Here is a 17963-nt window from a genome sequence, read left to right as displayed (position 1 = left end):
TTCCGGCCCTGTTTAGTACCGCCGACATGCGAAACCCTCGGAGCGTGACCTCCACGATGACCTCGACAGGTCTCGCTGACCACGTCCGCCAACTCGACGACGCGGACCTGGCTCGCGTCGACGCCTGGTGGCGGGCGAACAACTATCTGACCGTCGGACAAATTTACCTGCAGGACAACGCGCTGCTGCGCGAACCGCTCCGGCCTGAGCACATCAAGCCGCGGCTACTCGGGCACTGGGGCACCAGCCCGGGTCTGTCGTTCCTGTACGCCCACCTCTCGCGGCTGATCCGGATCACCGGTCAGCAGGCGCTCTACCTGGCCGGCCCGGGCCACGGCGGCCCCGCGCTGGTCGCGGCCGGCTGGCTCGAGGGCACCTACAGCGAGATCTACCCGCGGGTCGGCCCCGACGGGAACGGCATGCACCGGCTGTTCCGTCAGTTCTCCGCTCCGGGCGGAATCCCGAGCCACGTCTCGGTCACGACGCCTGGATCGATCCATGAGGGCGGCGAGCTCGGCTACGTGCTGGTGCACGCGTTCGGCGCCGTGATGGACAATCCGGATCTGCTCGCGCTGGCCGTCGTCGGGGACGGCGAAGCCGAGACCGGGCCGCTGGAGGGCGCCTGGAAGGGCATCTCGTTCCTCAACCCGCAGCGGGACGGCGCAGTGCTCCCGGTGCTGCACCTCAACGGCGCGAAGATCTCCGGCCCGACCGTGCTCGCCCGCAAGGACCCGGCCGAGGTCCGTGACCTGTTCTCCGGCCACGGCTACGAGGTCATCGAGGTCGAGGGCTCGGACCTGCCGGGCATGCACTACGGCTTCGCCGAGGCACTGGCCACCGCCTGGGGCGCGATCCGTCGTATTCAGGAGTCGGCGCGTAACGGCGACTGGGACGGCTCGCGTCCCCGGTGGCCGATGATCGTCCTGCGGACGCCGAAGGGCTGGACCGGCCCCGAGGAGGTCGACGGAACGCCGGTGGCCGGCACGTACCGCGCGCACCAGGTGCCGCTCTCCGGCGTCAAGGACAACCCCGAGCACCTCGCACAGCTCGAGCGGTGGCTGCGCTCGTACCGTCCGGAAGAACTGTTCGGCGAGGACGGAACGCCGAACGCCGACGTACTGGCCGCGAACCCGGAGGGCAACCTGCGGATGTCGGCCACACCGCACGCCAACGGCGGCCTGCTGACGCAGGACCTGGACCTGCCCGACTTCCGCGACTACGCGATCGACGTCGAGGAGCCGGCCGGCACGCGGGCCGAGTCGACACGCAAGCTCGGTGAGCTGATGCGCGACATCTACACGCGCAACCCCGACCGGTTCCGGCTGTTCTCCCCGGACGAGACGAACAGCAACCGCCTCGGTGCCGTGTTCGAGGTGTCCGACCGGGCCTGGGCCGAGACCGTGCTGCCCACCGACGACAAACTCAGCCGCGACGGCCGGGTGATGGAGGTGCTGTCGGAGCACAACTGCCACGGCTGGCTGGAGGGGTACACGCTCACCGGCCGCCACGGCCTGTTCGGCACGTACGAGGCGTTCGCGATGGTCAGCGCGTCGCAGACCGTCCAGCACAGCAAGTGGCTGGAAGAGGCCAACCACCTCTCGTGGCGGGCCAAGGTACCGAGCCTGAACGTCCTGCTGACGTCGACCGCCTGGCGCAACGACCACAACGGCTTCTCGCACCAGGGCCCGGGTCTCATCCAGACGGTGCTCACCCAGCGCGGAACCGTGTCCCGGATCTACCTGCCGCCGGACGCGAACTGCCTGCTCTCGGTCGCCGACCACTGCTTCCGGTCGCGCTCCTACGTCAACCTGATCGTCATCGACAAGCAACCGCAACTGCAATACCTGACGATCGACGAGGCGATCGAGCACTGCGCGCGGGGTGCGGGAATCTGGGAGTGGGCCGGTAACGACGACGGCACCAGCGACCCCGACATCGTCCTGGCCTGCGCCGGCGACGTGGTGACGATGGAAACCGTCGCGGCAGCGCAGATCCTCACCGAGCGGCTGCCGCACTTCCGCACCCGGGTCGTGAACGTCGTCGACCTGATGGCGCTGCAGCGGCCGAAGGACCACCCGCACGGCATGGAGCCGATGCTGTTCCGGGAGCTGTTCACCGACCACGTCGACGTCGTGTTCACGTTCCACGGTTTCCCGGGCGCGATCCACCAGGTCGTCCACGGGCGTCCGGACGCCGACCGGTTCCACGTCCGCGGGTTCATCGAGGAAGGCACCACGACGACGCCGTTCGACATGACGGTGAAGAACAAGGCGTCGCGCTACCACCTGGTGATCGACGCGCTGAACAACGCGCGCCGGACGCCGCCGGGGGCGTCGGAGCTCAAGGCGTGGTGCGAGGCGCAGCTGGAGAAGCACGAGGCGTACGTCGTGGAGCACCTGGAGGACATGCCCGAGGTCGCCGACTGGGTGCTCCCAGCGCGGGGCACCGCCCCCTACTAGGAGATGCGCCGGACCAGTTCCACCCGCGAGTGGACGCCGAGGCGCACGAAGATGTTGCGCATGTGGTGGTCCACGGTGCGGACGCTCAGGTAGAGCTGCGCCGCGATCTCCCGGTTCGTCGCACCCTGGGCGGCGAACCGGGCGATCTGCAGTTGCTGCGGGGTGAGCTCGCTCGGCGTGTTCACGTCTTCCCTCGCAGCGCGGAGTTCGCCCTGGCAGGCGTTCACCCAGGGCTTCGCGTCCAGCTGCTCGAACGTGTCCAGCGCGTCGTGCAGCACTTCGCGCGCCGCCAGCGGGCCACGGCGCCGACGCAGCTCGTGCCCGTACAGCAGCTCGGTGCGGGCACGTTCGAACTCGTGCCGGCCGAGCGTGTGGAGACGCATCGCCTCCTGGTAGTTCTCGTCGGCCACCGCCGGATCGGTCGCGACCAACGCCCGGCAGCGGGCCGCGAGCGCCATCGGCGCCGGGCTCCCGGTCGCGCTCGCCCACGTGTCGAAGTAACCGCCGACGCTGGTCGCCGCCTCGCGGTCGCCGCAGCGCAGCGCCGCCTCGACGAAGTGGGGCGCGGCCATCATCCGTACCAGCGGGTGGCTGCGGCCGCTGGCTGGGTCCGAGACCAGCACGCGCAGCCGGGCCAGCGCTTCGGCGGTGCGGCCGACAGTGAGGTCGAGCGCCGCGAGCGCCCAGTGGGCCATCGCGACCGACATGCCCGGGCCGCGGGTGTCGGCCTCGGCGATCGCCGCGCGGGCGCGGACCACACAGGTCTGCTCGTCGCCGCGGGGCACGGCGAGCAGCGCGAGGCTCGCCAGCTGGAAGCTCGCCGAACCGGCCTGGCCGAGCTCGCGGGCCAGTGCGAGCCCCTCGTCGGCGGTCGCGGTCGCGCCCGCGTGGCGGCCGAGCCAGAGCTGGGCGTAGGTGCTGAGCTCGAACGTGCGGGGCAGGGCCGCGATCTCGCCGCGCACCTGTGCGGACGCCCTGGCGCGCACGGAGAGCCCGAACGCTGTCGACTCCTGGCCGAGGATGCACGCGGTGAGGCTCGCCCAGCTCAGGAGCATCGGGTCGTCGTGCAGGGTGCTGAGTTTGAGCACGCGGCGCAGGGGGCCGACCGCGTCGGCGTGGCGCCGTTCGAAAGTCGCGGCCATACCGGTGCAGAACTCGAACATGAGCTCGGCCTCGGGGGATTCCTCGTTGCGGCGCAGCGCCTGCACCCGATTCAGGATGCGGAGGTAGCGATGCCGGTCGCCGGAGACGAAGTCGACTTCGCTGGCGTGGATGAGCGCGATCATCGCGGCGGTGCGGTGGGGTTCGCCGAGTCGGTCGGCGGCGCCGAGGAGCAGGTCCTGCGCGGCGGTGGGGAGGCCGGTGCGGAGCTCGATTTCGCCGCGCAGCAGGTCGCGGAAGCCGACCAGCGCGGTTTCCGGGTTCGGTGGGCGCAACCGCGCGAGGAGCACGCCCGCGCGGTGCGGGCGGCCGGCCAGCCAGGCGTCCTGCGCGGCCGTCAGCAGGTAGCCGGCCTTTCCGTCGGACTCCGCCGTCAACTCCGCGACCCGCTCCACCGCCTCCGAAGCCGCCGCGTGATCCCCGTTGTCCCGTACAAGTCCTGCCGCTGCTACCAATTCCCGGGAAATCAGGGCAGCCGGCTCGCCCGGTTCGCCGGGTGACGTCGATAGGAGGGCGGCGAGGTGCCAGGTGTGGCGCAGACGCCGACGGGCCTCGGCCCTCGCCGGAGCAGCGGCGGACGGGGAGGCGAGCACGTCGGCGAGCAGGCGGTGGGCGGCGCGGCGGTCGGCGGCGGGCGCCGCGGAGTAGACGGCACCACGCAGGAGCGGAAGGCGGAACCGGACCGCACCGTCGACCTCGTGCACGAGCCCGGCGGCCTCGGCCGGCGCCAACGCCGCCAGGTCACCACCCGCACGGCCGAGCGTCTCGACGTCGATTCGCTCGTCGGCAGCGACCAGCAGCAGGAGCCGGCGGGTCTCGATCGGCAACCGGGCGATGCGCGCGTCGTACTCGCGGCGGACGCGGCTGTGCAGCGGCAACGCCTCGGGGAGGGGCGCGCGCCCGGCACGCTGGTCGGCCGAGAGCGTGCGGGTCAGCTCCTCGATCGCACGGGGGTTGCCGGCGCACGCGCGGACGATCGCAGCGGCCACGTCGGAGGGGAGCTCACTGGGAACGGTGTCCACACCGGGCAGCTCGTACGTGGGCAACCCGGGAAGCGGTTGCCGGTCGTCGGGCATCGTGAACAGCATCACGACCCGCTCGTTCGCGAGCCGCCGAGCGACGAATGCCAGGACATGCCGGGATGCGTCGTCGGTCAGGTGGACGTCGTCCACGCAGCACAGCACCGGCCGTCTTCGGCCCGTACGCACGAGCAACTCGAGCACGGCGACGCCCAGCGACAGTTCGCCGGGCACGTCGCCGGCCATCGCCCGCTCCAGCGTCGCGGCCTGCGTTTTCGGCAGCGACGACATCCGGTCGGACAGCGGCATCAGCAGCCGGTGCAGCGCCGCGAACCGGAGGTCGGACTCGGCATCGACGCCCGCCGCGGTGAGAACCAGGGATCCCTCGGCCGTCTCCGCGGCCTGCCGGAGCAGCGTGGATTTGCCGATACCGGGCGGTCCCTGGATCACCAGCGCACGGACGTCGTCGGGCAGCGCACGGGCGAGCATGGAGGTTCCACGCGGGTGGCCGCACAAAAGTTCGCCCGAGGCTTGCGCCTCGGGCGTGGGTGTTACTTCTTCTTCGCGTGGTTACGGAGGGTGGAACGGGTCCGCTGGACCGCTTACGCGCGCTTTGCGTACCGCGCGCGGAACTTCTCGACGCGACCGGCGCTGTCGAGGATGCGCTGCTTGCCGGTGTAGAACGGGTGGCTGACCGACGAGATGTCGACCTCGACCAGCGGATACGTGTTCCCGTCCGACCACTCGATCGTGCGGTCCGTACTCACCGTCGAGCGGGTCAGGAACGCCTCGTCCGCCGACCGGTCACGGAACACCACGGGGCGGTACTCGGGGTGGATGCCAGGCTTCATGCCTTCGTTCCTCTCTCTTCGTTCTCGGTTGGATAACCCAACCCACCCGGGGAATGTTCCCGGCAATGATTTTCGTTTACCCGGACGGCACCGAAGGAGGCCCCCAATGAGCAAGGGCAACGAGCTCCGTCCCGTGGTCAAGCTGCGGTCGACGGTTGGCACCGGCTACACGTACGTCACCCGTAAGAACCGGCGGAATGACCCCGACCGCCTCACGCTGACGAAGTACGACCCGCGCGCCGGGCGTCACGTGGAGTTCCGCGAGGAGCGCTGAGTTCAGCGAGGGCGTCGGAGGGGTAGCGATCAGTACATGACTGCGAACCCCTCTGACGCCCGGGACGCCGCCGCCCGCGAGGCGGTCCCGAACCCCGAGCAGCCGGACGTCACCGGCTACCTTCCCCAGCTCGACGCCCGCACCCCCGAGAAGCGCGCCACGATCCCGCCGGTCCCCAAGTGGGTCGTCCCGGCCGTCGCCGCAGTCCTGGTGTTCCTGCTGTTGGCGTTCCCGTTCGGCTGGTCGATCTGGGCCGCGATCGTCGGCGCGATCGCCGCCGGTGCGATCTCCTACGCGTTCGTCTTCAGGCTCTGATCGGACGCCGCCCCCTCCGCGGGCGCGACGGCGTTCTGAGCCGCGGGTTCCGTGGCGGGCGCCGGCGCCTGTGCGGCCCACCGCCGCGCCAGCACCGCGCAGGTGATCAGCTGCAGCTGGTGGAACAGCATCAGCGGCAGGATCACCAGGCCCGCACCCGCACCGGCGAAGATGACCGTCGCCATCGGTACACCGGTGGCGAGGCTCTTCGTCGATCCCGTGAACATGATCGTGATCCGGTCCTCGCGGGAAAACCGCAGCCGTGACGCGACGAACCAGGTCGTGACCAGCACCAGCGCGAGCAGCCCGATGCACGAGACGACCAACACAAAAAGGTCCCAGCCGCTCAGCATGCCCCAGACGCCTGCCACGACCGCGCCGCTGAACGCGGTGTAGACGACGAGCAGGATCGAGCCCTTGTCGAGCAGCCCCAGCACCTGCTTGTGCTTCGTCACGAACCCGCCGATCCACGGGCGCAGCAGCTGACCCAGCGCGAACGGCACGAGCAGCTGCACGACGATCTTCACGACCGTGCCGCCGGACACGTGCACTCCGGACGAGAGCAGCGTCGCGACCAGGAGCGGCGTCAGCAAGACCCCGATGACGTTCGACAGCGAAGCAGTACAGATCGCAGCCGCGACGTTACCTTTGGCGACCGATGTGAACGCGATCGATGATTGCACCGTCGAGGGCAGCAGGCACAGGAAGAGGATTCCGGCGGCGAGCTCGGGGTTGAGAACCGCCTCCGGCAGCAGCCGCAGCGCCAGCCCGAACACCGGGAAGAGCACGAACGTCAGCGCCAGCACCAGCAGGTGCAGGCGCCAGTGGCGCATGCCCGCGATCATGGTTTCGGTGGAGAGCCGCGCTCCGTACAGGAAGAACAAGAACCCGATCGCGACGACGATCAGCTGGTCGAGGACGTCTTCGACCACGCCCGACGCCGGCAGTACGGACGCGAATGCGACAGTGCACAGCAGCGCGACGATGTAGGGGTCGGGGCGGAACCGGCGGAGCGCGGACATGGACCTCTTCCGAAAGTACGCAGGACCAACCATCCAAGCCTGCGCCACGCGACGCCAATCGTGAAGTGCGATCACCCCTCTGACTGTGATCATAAAATGTGATGATGTTCGACCCGGTGCAGCTCCGTTCGTTCCTCGCCGTCGCCCGCGCGCGCAGCTTCACACGTGCGGCCGCCGAGCTCGGCGTGCAGCAGTCGACGGTCAGCCAGCACATCCGCAAGCTCGAGCAGAGCACCGGTCGGCCGCTGTTCCTCCGTGACACCCACACCGTGCTGCTCACCGCCGACGGCGAGGCGATGCTCGGCTTCGCCCGCGCGCTGGCCGAGATCCACGACCAGGCCGCCGGCTACTTCGCCGGCTCGGAGCTGCGCGGGCGGCTGCGGTTCGGCGTCTCGCAGGACCTCGCGCTCACCCAGCTGCCGCGCATTCTGCGCGACTTCCGTCGGACGCATCCGCTGGTCGACCTGGAACTGACCGTCGAACTCAGTGGGACGCTGCACGCGCGGCTGAAGTCCGGCGAGCTGGACCTCGTCTTCGCGAAGCGGCTGGCCGGTCAGCTCGACGGGCAGCTGGTCTACCGGGAACGGCTGGTCTGGCTCGGCGTCCCCGACCTGCGCCTGGACCCGGCCGGGCCGGTGCCGCTGATCATCTACCCGCCACCGAGCCTCACCCGGGAGCGCGCGCTGGAGGTGCTGGCCGATCAGCGTCGTCCCTGGCGCACGGTGTGCACGAGCGCGAGCCTCAACGGGCTGGCCGCGGCCGCGCTGGGCGGGCTCGGCGTCGTTCCGTTCGTGCAGCGGCTGGCGCCGGCCGGACTGACCGAGATGCCACCGCAGTACCGGCTACCGCCGCTCGGCGAGGTCGACTTCGTCCTGCTCCACACCGACCGCGTCGTCCCGGAGTCGGCCGAAACGCTCGCCGCCGCGATCCGCACGGCCGGGGATCACCCTAATCCGGCGCTGCCGGGAGCGTGATCTCGAAGACGGTCCCGCACGGCTCGCCGGGGCGGGCGGTGATCGTGCCGCCGTGCCGTTCGACGATCGCCTTGGTGATCGCGAGGCCCAGGCCGGTGCCCTTGATGCCGCCCTGCACCGCGTTGCTGGTCCGGAAGAAGCGTTCGAAGAGGCGGGGGTACTGGTCGGGCGGGATTCCGATGCCGGTGTCAGCGACGGTGATCGTCGCGGCCCCGGCCGCTGAACTGGCTTCGACCTGCACCCGCCCGCCGTCCGGCGTGTACTTCACCGCGTTCGACACCACATTCGTGAGCACCTGCCGGAACCGCACCGGGTCGGCGGCGACGGCGATCTGCCCGTCGGTGACCACCTCGACCGTGAGGTGCTTCGCGTCCGCCGCCGGGCGGAGGTCGGTGATCACCTCCGCCAGGAGCCGGGCCAGCGACACCGGCCGCGCCTCCACCGAGATCTCACCGGCGTCCAGCCGGGCCAGGTCGAGCAGGTCGTCGGTGAGTCGCTGCAGGTCGGCGGCCTTCCGATCGACGATGCGCAGGAACCGGTCGGCGCCGGCCGAGCAGGAGTCCTCGTCGTCGAAGACCAGCTCCAGGTAGCCCCGGATCGACGTGATCGGCGAGCGCAGTTCGTGGGTGACCAGCGCGACCAGCTCGTCGCGCTGCTCGCTGATGCGGTGGCGTTCGGTGACGTCGGTCGAGATGCCGTCGACGAAGAGGCGGCCCTCCTCGATGCGGGGCACGGCCCGGGTCCAGACCCAGCGGGTGACGCCGTCGGTGCCGAGGAACCGGGCCTCCATGCTGCTCGGACGACCGTCGATCACCCTGCGGTGGAAGTCGGCGAACTCGGTGGCGTCCCGCGGGTCGACCAGGTCGGCCAGCTGCGTCGACCGGAGATCGGCGCCGAAGACCGCCTGCCCGTTGGGGCTGCCGTACATCAGGTGGTTGACGCCGTCCGGCGTGATCTGGACGGTCCAGACGTAGTCGTCGATGCCGGAGACCACGCGTTCGAACGCGCGGCGGGCGGCGTCGGCGCGACGACGTTCCACGTAGCGCCCCAGGTAGGCGCTGACGCTGTCCAGGCGGCTCAGCAGGTCCGGGTCGCAGCCCAGCGGACCGTCGTGGCGGAACACGAGCACGCCGAGGACCCGGTCGCCGCTCCGCACCGGAAGTCCGAGCCCGGTCGCCTCGGCGGGGGCGGCAACTTCCGGTAGCCGGGTCGGCACCGCGGTGGCACGGACGTGCGCGGCGAAGTCCCGGGAACCGAATTCGGCCCCGTCCCAACCGGGTGCCGTCCACTCCGCGATCCGCGTGAGCGTCTGCTCGTCGTCGCCGAGCTGCCAGTACTCCCCGTGCGCCCAGCTCAGCCCGCGGGCCACTGCCGAGACCGTGCGGGCCGCCGCGTCCGCGCTCGATCGCGCCTCCGCGAGGCTGGTCGCCACCGCGGCCTGCAACTCGCGCAGCTGCTCGGTCCGCACCGCGGCGTCGCGGGCACGCAGCAGCCGGGTGTGGCTCAGGCGCAACGCGATCTCCGACTCGACAGCGGCGGCCAGGTCCTGGATGACGCCGAGGTCGAACGGCGTCCACTGCCGGGGTTGGGTGTCGATCACGCAGAACGAGCCGAGCGGCTGGCCCTCCGGAGACCGCAGCGGGAACCCGGCGTACGCGATCACCCCGATGTCGGGGATCGCCAGGTTCGTACAGAGCAGCTCGTCGGCTCTGGCGTCGCTGATGATCAGCGGCGAGTCCGCGGAGACGACGTACTGGCAGAACGAGTGCGACAGCGGCGTCTGACGCCGCTCGGCCCAGGGCTCAGGCAGCCCGACCGCGCTGATGAAGAACTGCCGCCCGGCGTCGACCAGCGAGACCAGCGCGACGGGCGCTCCGATTACCCGCGAGACCAGCCCGGTCAGCCGGTCGAGCACCGCCACCGACGGGCTGTCGAGCAGGCCGGTCTCGGTCAGCACCCGCAGGCGTTCGGCGTCGAGGACCCGCGCCGGAGCAGCGACGCTCATGACGCCGGGAACCGGAGAGCCACGCTGGTACCCGTCCCGACGCGGCTGCGGAGATCCACCTCACCGCCGTGCGCCTCGACGATCGCGCGCACGAGCGTCAACCCGAGGCCCGGGCCCTGGATGGCCGCGGACTCGGCGGTCTCGGTCCGGTAGAACGGGTCGAACAGCCGGGGCAGGTCGGCGTCGTCGATGCCGCTGCCGGTGTCGGTGACGATCACGGTGGGCGCCGACCGGTCGGCGATCTGCACGGTGATAGCGCCGTCCGAGGTGAATTTGATCGCGTTGAGCAGCACGTGCTGGAGCGCCTGGGACAGCTCGCGGTGCGAACCGCCGACGATCACCGGCTCGGGCTTGTCGAACATCACCGCGAGGCCCTTGGCCTCGGCCAGCGGGCGACTGCCCGCCACCACGGCCGCGACCAGTTCGGTGAGGTCGATCGGCGTCCGGTTCACCTCCAGGCCCTCGGTGCCGACCTTCGTCGCGAGCAGCATGTCGTCGACGAGCTGGGTGAGCCGGTGGGCGTTGCGCTGCATGACGGCCAGGAAGTCGCGGCCGGTCTGCGGGTCCAGCGGGTCGGAGTCGTCCAGCAGCAGTTCCAGGTAGCCCCGGATCGACGAGAGCGGTGTCCGCAGCTCGTGGCTGACCGTCGTGAGGATGCGGTTCTTCAGCTCTTCCAGCTCGACGACCCGGCGGGTGACGTCGGCGGTGCGGCGGGCGTAGCTCCGCAGCTCGATCTCGGCGCCGGCGTGCCGGGCCAGCGCGCGCAGTGCCCGGCGCTGGGACGAGGAGAGCGACCTCGGCTGGTGGTCGATGACGCACACGGTGCCGAGCGAGACGCCACGGTCCACGCGCAGCGGCGCCCCCGCGTAGAACCGGATGAACGGCTCGCCGGTGACCAGCGGATTGTCCGCGAACCGCGGATCGACGGACGCGTCCCGCACCTCGAGCACGTCGGACTGCTCCAGCGCGTGCGCGCAGAACGCGGCGTCCCGGCAGGTCTGGACCGCGTCGGTACCGAACCGGGCCTTGAACCACTGCCGGTCGTCGTCGACGAGGCTGACCAGCGCGATCGGCGTTCCGCAGATCTCGGCGGCCAGCAGCGCGATGTCGTCGAACTCCGGTTCGGCGTCCGTGTCCAGAATCCTGTGCCCGCGCAGGACCGCCAACCGGGCTTCCTCCGCGCGCACGGCACCGGCTACCGACACCGCGCCCACCCCCGCCGTATTGACTACTTCCGTAGTCGATACGGCAGGGTTGCTACGTACCTGAGGTGATCTCGGCGCGGGTCGGGAGCGACGCCATCGCGCCCTGGCGCGTGACGGTCACCGCGGCGACGCGCGTAGCCCAGCGGGCGGCCTCGACGACGTCCGCGCCGTCGAGCATGGCGTCGGCCAGTGCGGCGCAGAAGCTGTCGCCGGCTGCGGTCGCGTCCACGGCCTTGACCTGCTCGGCCGGTACGCGGGTGGAGCGCGCCTCCTCGACCACCAGGGAGCCTTGCGCGCCCAGCGTGATCACTACCGGGCCACGGGTACCGAGGCCCTGGGCCAGCTGGACGAGGTCACCGCGGTCGACACCGGCCAGGCCGAGCAACTCCCCGCGGTTGGGAACCAGCACGTCGACGTTGGCCAGCAGCTCCGCCGGGACCGGACGGGCCGGTGCGGGGTTCAGCACGACGAGCCCGGTGGCCGCCTGGGCGGCCTCCTCGTTGACCGCGCTCGGCACCTCCTGCTGCAGCAGCACCGCGCGGGCGCTCGCCACCAGGTCCCGGTCCACGACGACATGGTCGTTCGCACCGGGGCTCACGACGATCGTGCTGTCTCCCTCGGTGTCGACGAACACGAACGCCTGTCCGGTCGGGGCTGATGCCTGCTGGACGCCGGAGAGGTCGATCGTCTCCTCGCGGAGGAGGTTCAGCAGGAACTCGCCGTCGGCGTCCCCTACCGCACCCACCATTGCGGTGCGACGGCCCAGCCGGGCCGCGGCGACTGCCTGGTTGCCGCCCTTGCCGCCGCCGCTGCGCCGGGCGTCGCCGCCCAGGAGCGTCTGGCCGGCGGTGGGCGCCTGCGGCACGTCGACAGTGACGTCGATGTTGAGGCTGCCGACGACGACGATGTCGAAGTTGTTCACTGGGCTAGTACATCAGTCAGCTTGCGGGCGATGTCGGCGTAGTCCTCGCGCGGCGGTGCGAACACGTCGAGGTTGATGCACGGCTCGGTGAGCGGCTTGATGTAGTGCTCGGCGCCGGCCGGCACCAGCAGCATCGACCCCGCTGTCATCCGGTGCGGGACGTCGTCGATGTAGTAGTCGGCCTCGCCGGCCAGGATCAGCGCGAGCTGGTCGAAGTCGGCGTGCGAGTGCGGGCGCAGGTCCATGCCCACCGACAGCGAGTGCCAGCAGAGCATGACCTCGTCGGTGCTGTAGACCCGGCGCCGCACGCCCGGCCGGATCACGTCCTCCGGGACGTCGTCCCAGTTCACGACCGTCCGGTACAGCGCTTCACTCAGCTTCATCGAGTTTCTCCCAGGTTCAGCCGCAGCGAAGCGGCCAGGAACTGCAGGTCGGAGCCGACCACGACGTATCGGTCGCCGTTCGCTGCCGCGTCGCCCGCAGCGGTCGGCGACACGGCCCACGAGCCGGCGACGACACCGGCGTCCGCGGCCGCCGCGCGGACCTCAGCCACCCGCGCGGCGATCGCGTCCGTGGCGCCCAGGCCCACGCTCACGGCCAGGTCGGTCACGCCCAGAAATGCAACGTCCAAGCCACTGACGACGTCCGGCAGCGGGTCGATCGTGGTGGCCGTTTCGATTTGGCCGACGAGGAGGGGTGGGGCTTCGCGCTCGGCGGCGAGGTAGTCGGCGAGCGGGACGCCGCTGTAGTTGGCGCCGGGGTGTGCCAGCGAAATGCTCCGGGCGCCGTCGGGTGAGTACCGGGTCGCTTCGATCAGCGCCCGGGTTTCGGCCGCTGATCGAAGCGTGGAGAGCTGGATGCCGACGGCCCCGGCTTCGAGTAACCGGTTGATCAGCCCGGAGTCCACTGCGGGAATCCGCACCAGCGCGGGCAGCCCGATCGCGGCTGCCCGGCTCACTGCCCGCCGGGCCTGCTCCTCGCTCAGCTGCGAGTGCTCCAGGTCCACGACGACAAAATCCGCCCCCGCCGCCCTCACCAGGTCGACGGGTTCCTCGCCCGCGAGCTTGAGGAACGTGCCCCGCAGGGTCTCCCCTGCCGCGAGCGCGCGCCGGAGCCCGGCGCGCCCGTGCATCAAAGGGCGTCCGAGCTGTGGCCGGGGGTGGTCTTCCACTTCGCGTTGACCAGGGGTGCGATGTGGTTGATCGCGGTGGCGGCCTCGCCGAAGCCCACCGAGATCAGCGCGACCTTGCCCTCGTACATCGCGATGTCTCCGGCCGCGAACACCCGCGGCAGGTTCGTCTTCTGCGCGCGGTCGACGAGGATCCGGCGGCGCTTGAGGTCCATGCCCCACTCGGCCATCGGCCCCAGGTCGGTGAGGAACCCGATCGCCGCGACGACCGTCTTCACGTCCCGCTGGTGCTGCTCCTTGGAGTCGACGTGCTCGAGCGTGATCCGCTCGACCGCGTCACCACCGAGCACCTCGACGACCTCGTAAGGCGTGACGAGCTCGACCGAGGACTCCTGGAGCTGCGCGACGCTCTTCTCGTGCGCCCGGAACGCGTCCCGGCGGTGCACCAGCGCGACCGAGTTGGCCAGCGGCTCGAGCGCCAGCGCCCAGTCGACAGCCGAGTCGCCGCCGCCGACCACCACCACGTCGTGGCCGGTGAGGTCCGCGAGCCGCGGCACGAAGTACCGCAGCCCGCGCCCCGCGAAGTCGCCGCCGGCGGGCAGCTCCTTCGGCTCGAACGTGCCCATGCCCCCCGCGATGAGGATCGCGCGGGCGTGCACTGTCACTCCGGGTTCGCCCGGCGTCGAGGGCTCGGTCGTGACCGTCACGCCGTCGTCGTGGATGTCGACGGTCGTCGCTCGCTGCTCCAGGAGGAACGTCGGCTTGGACTGCTGCGCCTGCTCCAGCAGGGCGTCGACCAGGTCCTGACCACGAACGGCCGGGAACCCGGCGACGTCGTAGATGTTCTTCTCCGGGTAGAGCGCGGCCAGCTGGCCGCCGACCTCGGGCAGCGAGTCGATCACCGCGACCGACATCCCGCGGAACCCGGCGTAGTACGCGCCGTACAGACCCACGGGACCCGCGCCGATGATCAGGACGTCGACATTTACTTCGTCCATGAAGCGACCTCCTCGTGGTCGGCCGCCAGCGGCGGGATCTTCCGCGCGCCACCCGGCGAGCCGATCCCGAGCGTGATGAACACGGTCTCGTTGATCGAGGCGAACTGCTCGCGGTCTGCGGGCAGGTCCTCCTCGTGGTAGATCGACACGGTCGGGCAGGCCGGCTCGCAGCGACCGCAGTCGACGCACTCCTCGGGGTTGATGTACATCATCCGAGGACCGGTGTAGATGCAGTCGACCGGGCACTCCTCGATGCAGGAGCGGTCCTGGACGTCGATGCAGGCGTCAGTGACGACGTATGCCATGGGTGTTGCCCTGTCTTGCTCAGGCCTTGGACGCGTTACCGCGCCACTCGGTCAGCTCGTGGGACACGCCGTTGACGAACACCGCAGTGGGCTCGAGCCGGGGCGCCTCGATCGTGTTGCCGGCCGCGTCCGGAAGAACCGTCGCGCCGACCTCCTTCAGCACGGTGACGTGCGCGGGGCCGCCGACCGTCAGTGAGCCGTAGCCCTCGGTGTCCAGGCCGAGGTACTTGGCGGGCACGGTCGTGACGCGGGGCAGGATCTCCGACATCGGCACGCCCAGCGCGAGGAACTTCGACATCGACGTCACCAGGTCGAACACCGGGCCGCGCCAGTTACGGCCGGAGGTGTCGGAGCTCAGGATGTCAGGCAGGAAGCCCTCGGCGATCGCAGGCTTCGCGACCTTGAACGACATGTTCGACTTGCCGTGCGCCGAGTCGTACATGACGCCCCGCTCGCGGGCCTTGTAGACCTCGCGCAGGACGGCGCCGTTCTCGTCGAGGATGCCGTTCTCCTTGCCGGTGTAGCAGTGGGCGATGATGTCGCCCGGGCGCAGCCGCTCCAGGATCTCCGGCAGCGTCAGCGCGGTCTCGCCGATGTGCACCATGACCGGCAGGCCGGCCTGCTCACCCAGGTTGATCGCCTTCTCGAGCAGCGGGACGATCTTGTCGCCCAGCACGTCCTCGGACAGGCGAATCTTGAAGCCGCGGACGACATCGGGGTTCTCGGCGGCGGTCTGCAGTGCGTCCTCGACGTTGAACGTGTCGGGGTTGAGCAGCTCGCCGTAGCGGAAGTCGATCAGGCCGAGCACCGAGACGTTCAGGAAGTTGACGATGCGCATCACGGTCGGCTCGACGACCAGCGTGCGGAACGCCGGGAACGTCGACGCACCGGCGGTACCGGCGTCGGCGGCCGCGACGACACCGCGGCGCAGGTGCGCCTCGTCCTGCGGGGCACCGACCTTCGACACCTTCTCGAAGATGTGCGTGTGGCCCTCGACCAGGCCGGGCAGGACCGTGGCGCCGGTGGCGTCGACGACGGTGCCGGCGTCCTTCGCGAGGTCATCGCCGATCGCGGCGACCTTGCCGTCCTTGATCGCCAGGTCGGTGACCTTGTTCAGGCCCGACGCGTGGTCGAGGACGGTGCCACCGCGTACCACGGTGTCGTACAGGTTTTCGGACATGGAGACCTCCACGGGCGGGTCCCGCAGAGGGACGCTAGGGGGTGAATCAAGAAATCGTGTTCACGAGCGGGACGAGCCCGCCGACCGCGATCGTGACCTGCTGACCGGACCGCAGGAACTCGTTGCGGTCCTGCCCGGTGCCGGGCGGCGTACCGGTGAGGACGACGTCGCCCGGCTCGAGCCGGGCGTAACGGGAGAGCCGCGACACCAGATCGGCCACGTCGAAGATCAGGTCGGCGGTGGAACTGCTCTGACGCTGTTCCCCATCGACCCAGGAAGCGACCGGAATAGCGTTCGGGTCAGGGATTTCGTCCCACGGTAGAACCGTCGCACCGAGCGGCGCGCAACCGGGGAAGCCCTTGGCCAGCACCGGCGCGCCGGTGGCCTTCATGACGTCACGGGCCGTCGTGTCGTTCGCGGCGATGATGCCGGCGACCGAGTCGAGCACCTCACTGGGCGAAACGTCAGCCAGCGCACGACCGATCACGATGCCGACCTCGGCCTCGTAGTCGAACTGCGCAGTGAGGTCGGTCGGGATGACGAGCGTGTCCCGGTGGCCGGCGAGCGCGGAGCTCGGCTTGAGGAACAGGATCGGACTGGTGGGGACCGGCCGGCCGGTGAGGGCGGCTTTCCCGTGGTAGTTCAGTCCGACGCCCCAGACCGACGTCGTGCGCGGCGAGAGCGGGGCGATCGCGACCTCGTCCAGGTCGTTCTTCGGCAAGCGGCGCATCACTGCGGCCTTACCGACCTCGGCGAGCGTTCCGCCCGCCGACAACAGGGCGGAGAGGTCCGGGTAAGGCAGGTCGACGACGGCCAGCTCGTCGCCCTCGACCCGGGCGATGCCGTAGCGGGTGACGAGCGTTTCCATGCTGAAGATCTTGAGATGCGGGCTGCCATCATGTCAAGTGAGACGGCGGTACTCATTATGAGATGGAAACGACGCGTTCGTAGACCCGGGCCCACTTCTCGAGTTCGGCCAGCGAGAAGGTGTCCACGCGGGGGTCGGGGCCGCCGCCGATGGGCTTGGGGCCCAGGCGCGCGGTGGGGATGCCGGCGGCGCGGAACATTACGCCGTCGGTGGAGCCGGTCCAGCCCCCTATCGGTGGTGCCGCGGGGAACTCGGACGTGTAGGCGTCGGTCGCTACCCGAATGATCGGTGCGCCTTCGGGGGTGCCGGGGCCGTTACCGAGGATCTGTTCGTCCACCGATACGCCGTCGACTGCGGCCCGCAGCGAGGCCGCAGCCTCCCCCGGCGCGATCGGGCCGGGCAGCACCAGGTAGCAGTACAGCTCGAGCGCGGCGGGCGCGAGATCCGACTTCGCCGGGGAGCCGGCGCGCAGGGCTCCGAGCCCGAAGGAGGCCCCGTCCTGCCGTGCCGGATCGTTGCGGTCCGCGGTGTAGGAAGCGCCCCACGCCGAGACGGCGGTGAGCAGGTCACCGGCCTGCGCCAGCAGGCCACCGTTCGGATACAACATCAGCGGGCCCCACGCGCCGGACAGCCGCACGCGGAGATACAAGGCCGCCGGCTCCTGCCGGAGCACCCCCGGCGGCCCGCCCTTGGCCACCACAGCCGCCCGCGGAGGCGGCAACGCGGCCAGATACTCACTCACACCGGTGACAGCGTGCCCGTCCCCAGACGTCCGATCCGCGCCGGCCGCGTGCGCGCCCCAGGACGTGCGGTGCGTGCCGCGCGCGGCGAGCAGGAGGTGCGCGTTCGGCGCCGCGCCCCGCTCCACCGCCCGCACGAACCCGACGACCGCCGCGGCCGCGGGCGCCTTCGCGACCCCGAGCCCGAAGCCGCTGGCGAGGTCGCCGTCGACCCGGAACGGGGCGGGGGCGTCGGCGCGACCGGTGATCGCTGCGTCGGCGGCCGGGTCGCCGGTCAGGGACGTGTCGAGGTGGGAGTACAACACCACGTCGGCGGGGCGGGGAGAGGCCGCCCCGCCGACGTGGCCGTCCGTGCCGGGATCCGCTTCCTGTGGCACGGTCGCCAGAACACTGGCGGCGTCACCGTCGAGACGGCGCACCTGCCAGTCGATGAACGGCCAGCGGCCCGACGCGAATCGCACGAACGACTCGGCCAGGGCACGCTCACCGCCGTGCGGGCTCGCGGTGCCGGCCAACTCGACCAGCACCGCGAGGAC

Annotated in this window: 17 protein-coding genes; 4 read left to right on the top strand and 13 right to left on the bottom strand. The window is 70.7% G+C overall.

Going from position 1 to position 17963, the window contains the following annotated elements:
• Window positions 1-56 precede the first annotated feature (56 nt).
• Window positions 57-2459: a phosphoketolase gene (locus tag ACGFY5_RS03265; protein ID WP_392718629.1), complete on the top strand. Its 2403-nt coding sequence runs from the start codon at window positions 57-59 to the stop codon at window positions 2457-2459.
• On the opposite strand, the gene ACGFY5_RS03260 is transcribed toward ACGFY5_RS03265, so the two are convergent.
• Window positions 2456-5128, bottom strand: a complete 2673-nt coding sequence (locus tag ACGFY5_RS03260; protein WP_392716786.1) for a LuxR C-terminal-related transcriptional regulator — start codon at window positions 5126-5128, stop codon at window positions 2456-2458. The genes ACGFY5_RS03265 and ACGFY5_RS03260 overlap by 4 nt on opposite strands.
• 113 nt (window positions 5129-5241) lie before the next feature.
• Complete coding sequence (locus tag ACGFY5_RS03255; RefSeq protein ID WP_392716784.1) at window positions 5242-5490, bottom strand: type B 50S ribosomal protein L31; 249 nt, start codon at window positions 5488-5490, stop codon at window positions 5242-5244.
• 106 nt (window positions 5491-5596) lie between these two features.
• Here ACGFY5_RS03255 and rpmG point away from each other — a divergent pair, with 106 nt between their 5' ends.
• Together rpmG and ACGFY5_RS03245 are read left to right on the top strand one after the other, a co-directional pair.
• Complete coding sequence (gene rpmG / locus ACGFY5_RS03250; RefSeq protein ID WP_392716782.1) at window positions 5597-5764, top strand: 50S ribosomal protein L33; 168 nt, start codon at window positions 5597-5599, stop codon at window positions 5762-5764.
• 36 nt (window positions 5765-5800) lie between these two features.
• Entirely contained in the window at window positions 5801-6079 is a 279-nt protein-coding gene (locus tag ACGFY5_RS03245; RefSeq protein ID WP_392716780.1) for a hypothetical protein, read from the top strand.
• On the opposite strand, the gene ACGFY5_RS03240 is transcribed toward ACGFY5_RS03245, so the two are convergent.
• Window positions 6055-7101: a bile acid:sodium symporter family protein gene (locus ACGFY5_RS03240; protein WP_392716778.1), complete on the bottom strand. Its 1047-nt coding sequence runs from the start codon at window positions 7099-7101 to the stop codon at window positions 6055-6057. The genes ACGFY5_RS03245 and ACGFY5_RS03240 overlap by 25 nt on opposite strands.
• Window positions 7102-7205: 104 nt before the next feature.
• Here ACGFY5_RS03240 and ACGFY5_RS03235 point away from each other — a divergent pair, with 104 nt between their 5' ends.
• On the top strand, window positions 7206-8075 hold the full coding sequence (locus ACGFY5_RS03235; RefSeq protein ID WP_392716776.1) for a LysR family transcriptional regulator: 870 nt from the start codon (window positions 7206-7208) through the stop codon (window positions 8073-8075).
• On the opposite strand, the gene ACGFY5_RS03230 is transcribed toward ACGFY5_RS03235, so the two are convergent.
• From ACGFY5_RS03230 to ACGFY5_RS03185, 10 genes are read right to left on the bottom strand one after another with little or no spacing between them, the layout of a single operon-like run.
• Window positions 8050-10080 (bottom strand): ATP-binding protein, encoded by a 2031-nt coding sequence (locus ACGFY5_RS03230; protein ID WP_392716774.1) that lies wholly within the window; start codon window positions 10078-10080, stop codon window positions 8050-8052. The two genes, ACGFY5_RS03235 and ACGFY5_RS03230, sit on opposite strands and share 26 nt — an antisense overlap.
• Window positions 10077-11285, bottom strand: coding sequence for an ATP-binding protein (locus tag ACGFY5_RS03225; RefSeq protein ID WP_392716772.1), 1209 nt, complete (start codon window positions 11283-11285; stop codon window positions 10077-10079). Before ACGFY5_RS03225 ends, ACGFY5_RS03230 begins: the two co-directional genes overlap by 4 nt.
• Before the next feature lie 52 nt (window positions 11286-11337).
• A complete protein-coding gene (locus ACGFY5_RS03220) occupies window positions 11338-12207 on the bottom strand; it encodes a ribokinase (protein WP_392716771.1) in 870 nt (289 codons plus the stop codon).
• Window positions 12204-12590, bottom strand: a complete 387-nt coding sequence (locus ACGFY5_RS03215) for a cupin domain-containing protein (RefSeq protein ID WP_392716768.1) — start codon at window positions 12588-12590, stop codon at window positions 12204-12206. The genes ACGFY5_RS03220 and ACGFY5_RS03215 overlap by 4 nt, the downstream gene beginning before the upstream one ends.
• Window positions 12587-13339, bottom strand: coding sequence for an aldolase/citrate lyase family protein (locus ACGFY5_RS03210; RefSeq protein ID WP_392716766.1), 753 nt, complete (start codon window positions 13337-13339; stop codon window positions 12587-12589). Before ACGFY5_RS03210 ends, ACGFY5_RS03215 begins: the two co-directional genes overlap by 4 nt.
• Window positions 13339-14334: an NAD(P)/FAD-dependent oxidoreductase gene (locus ACGFY5_RS03205; protein WP_392716764.1), complete on the bottom strand. Its 996-nt coding sequence runs from the start codon at window positions 14332-14334 to the stop codon at window positions 13339-13341. The genes ACGFY5_RS03210 and ACGFY5_RS03205 overlap by 1 nt, the downstream gene beginning before the upstream one ends.
• Window positions 14322-14639, bottom strand: coding sequence for a ferredoxin (gene fdxA / locus ACGFY5_RS03200; protein WP_392716762.1), 318 nt, complete (start codon window positions 14637-14639; stop codon window positions 14322-14324). Before fdxA ends, ACGFY5_RS03205 begins: the two co-directional genes overlap by 13 nt.
• A 19-nt stretch (window positions 14640-14658) precedes the next feature.
• Window positions 14659-15819 carry an amidohydrolase family protein gene (locus tag ACGFY5_RS03195; RefSeq protein ID WP_392716760.1) on the bottom strand — a complete coding sequence of 387 codons (1161 nt, stop codon included), beginning with the start codon at window positions 15817-15819 and terminating at the stop codon, window positions 14659-14661.
• A gap of 46 nt (window positions 15820-15865) precedes the next feature.
• Entirely contained in the window at window positions 15866-16687 is an 822-nt protein-coding gene (locus ACGFY5_RS03190; RefSeq protein ID WP_392716758.1) for a fumarylacetoacetate hydrolase family protein, read from the bottom strand.
• 55 nt (window positions 16688-16742) lie between these two features.
• Window positions 16743-17954, bottom strand: a complete 1212-nt coding sequence (locus ACGFY5_RS03185) for a hypothetical protein (RefSeq protein WP_392716756.1) — start codon at window positions 17952-17954, stop codon at window positions 16743-16745.
• Window positions 17955-17963 lie beyond the last annotated feature (9 nt).

It is taken from the genome of Cryptosporangium sp. NPDC048952 (assembly GCF_043197895.1).
In the GTDB taxonomy this organism is placed as follows: Bacteria; Actinomycetota; Actinomycetes; order Mycobacteriales; family Cryptosporangiaceae; genus Cryptosporangium.
The sequence above is the reverse complement of the archived record's forward strand: the minus strand, read 5'-3'. Positions and strand labels throughout refer to the sequence as shown.

Excerpts from the sequence above, each read along its gene's own strand:
- ACGFY5_RS03230 (WP_392716774.1), bottom strand. The coding sequence starts at position 10,080 with ATGAGCGTCGCTGCTCCGGCGCGGGTCCTCGACGCCGAACGCCTGCGG.
- ACGFY5_RS03195 (WP_392716760.1), bottom strand. The coding sequence starts at position 15,819 with ATGTCCGAAAACCTGTACGACACCGTGGTACGCGGTGGCACCGTCCTC.
- ACGFY5_RS03205 (WP_392716764.1), bottom strand. The coding sequence starts at position 14,334 with ATGGACGAAGTAAATGTCGACGTCCTGATCATCGGCGCGGGTCCCGTG.
- ACGFY5_RS03210 (WP_392716766.1), bottom strand. The coding sequence starts at position 13,339 with ATGCACGGGCGCGCCGGGCTCCGGCGCGCGCTCGCGGCAGGGGAGACC.
- ACGFY5_RS03190 (WP_392716758.1), bottom strand. The coding sequence starts at position 16,687 with ATGGAAACGCTCGTCACCCGCTACGGCATCGCCCGGGTCGAGGGCGAC.
- ACGFY5_RS03215 (WP_392716768.1), bottom strand. The coding sequence starts at position 12,590 with ATGAAGCTGAGTGAAGCGCTGTACCGGACGGTCGTGAACTGGGACGAC.
- ACGFY5_RS03260 (WP_392716786.1), bottom strand. The coding sequence starts at position 5,128 with ATGCTCGCCCGTGCGCTGCCCGACGACGTCCGTGCGCTGGTGATCCAG.
- rpmG (WP_392716782.1), top strand. The coding sequence starts at position 5,597 with ATGAGCAAGGGCAACGAGCTCCGTCCCGTGGTCAAGCTGCGGTCGACG.
- fdxA (WP_392716762.1), bottom strand. The coding sequence starts at position 14,639 with ATGGCATACGTCGTCACTGACGCCTGCATCGACGTCCAGGACCGCTCC.
- ACGFY5_RS03235 (WP_392716776.1), top strand. The coding sequence starts at position 7,206 with ATGTTCGACCCGGTGCAGCTCCGTTCGTTCCTCGCCGTCGCCCGCGCG.
- ACGFY5_RS03240 (WP_392716778.1), bottom strand. The coding sequence starts at position 7,101 with ATGTCCGCGCTCCGCCGGTTCCGCCCCGACCCCTACATCGTCGCGCTG.
- ACGFY5_RS03245 (WP_392716780.1), top strand. The coding sequence starts at position 5,801 with ATGACTGCGAACCCCTCTGACGCCCGGGACGCCGCCGCCCGCGAGGCG.
- ACGFY5_RS03255 (WP_392716784.1), bottom strand. The coding sequence starts at position 5,490 with ATGAAGCCTGGCATCCACCCCGAGTACCGCCCCGTGGTGTTCCGTGAC.
- ACGFY5_RS03265 (WP_392718629.1), top strand. The coding sequence starts at position 57 with ATGACCTCGACAGGTCTCGCTGACCACGTCCGCCAACTCGACGACGCG.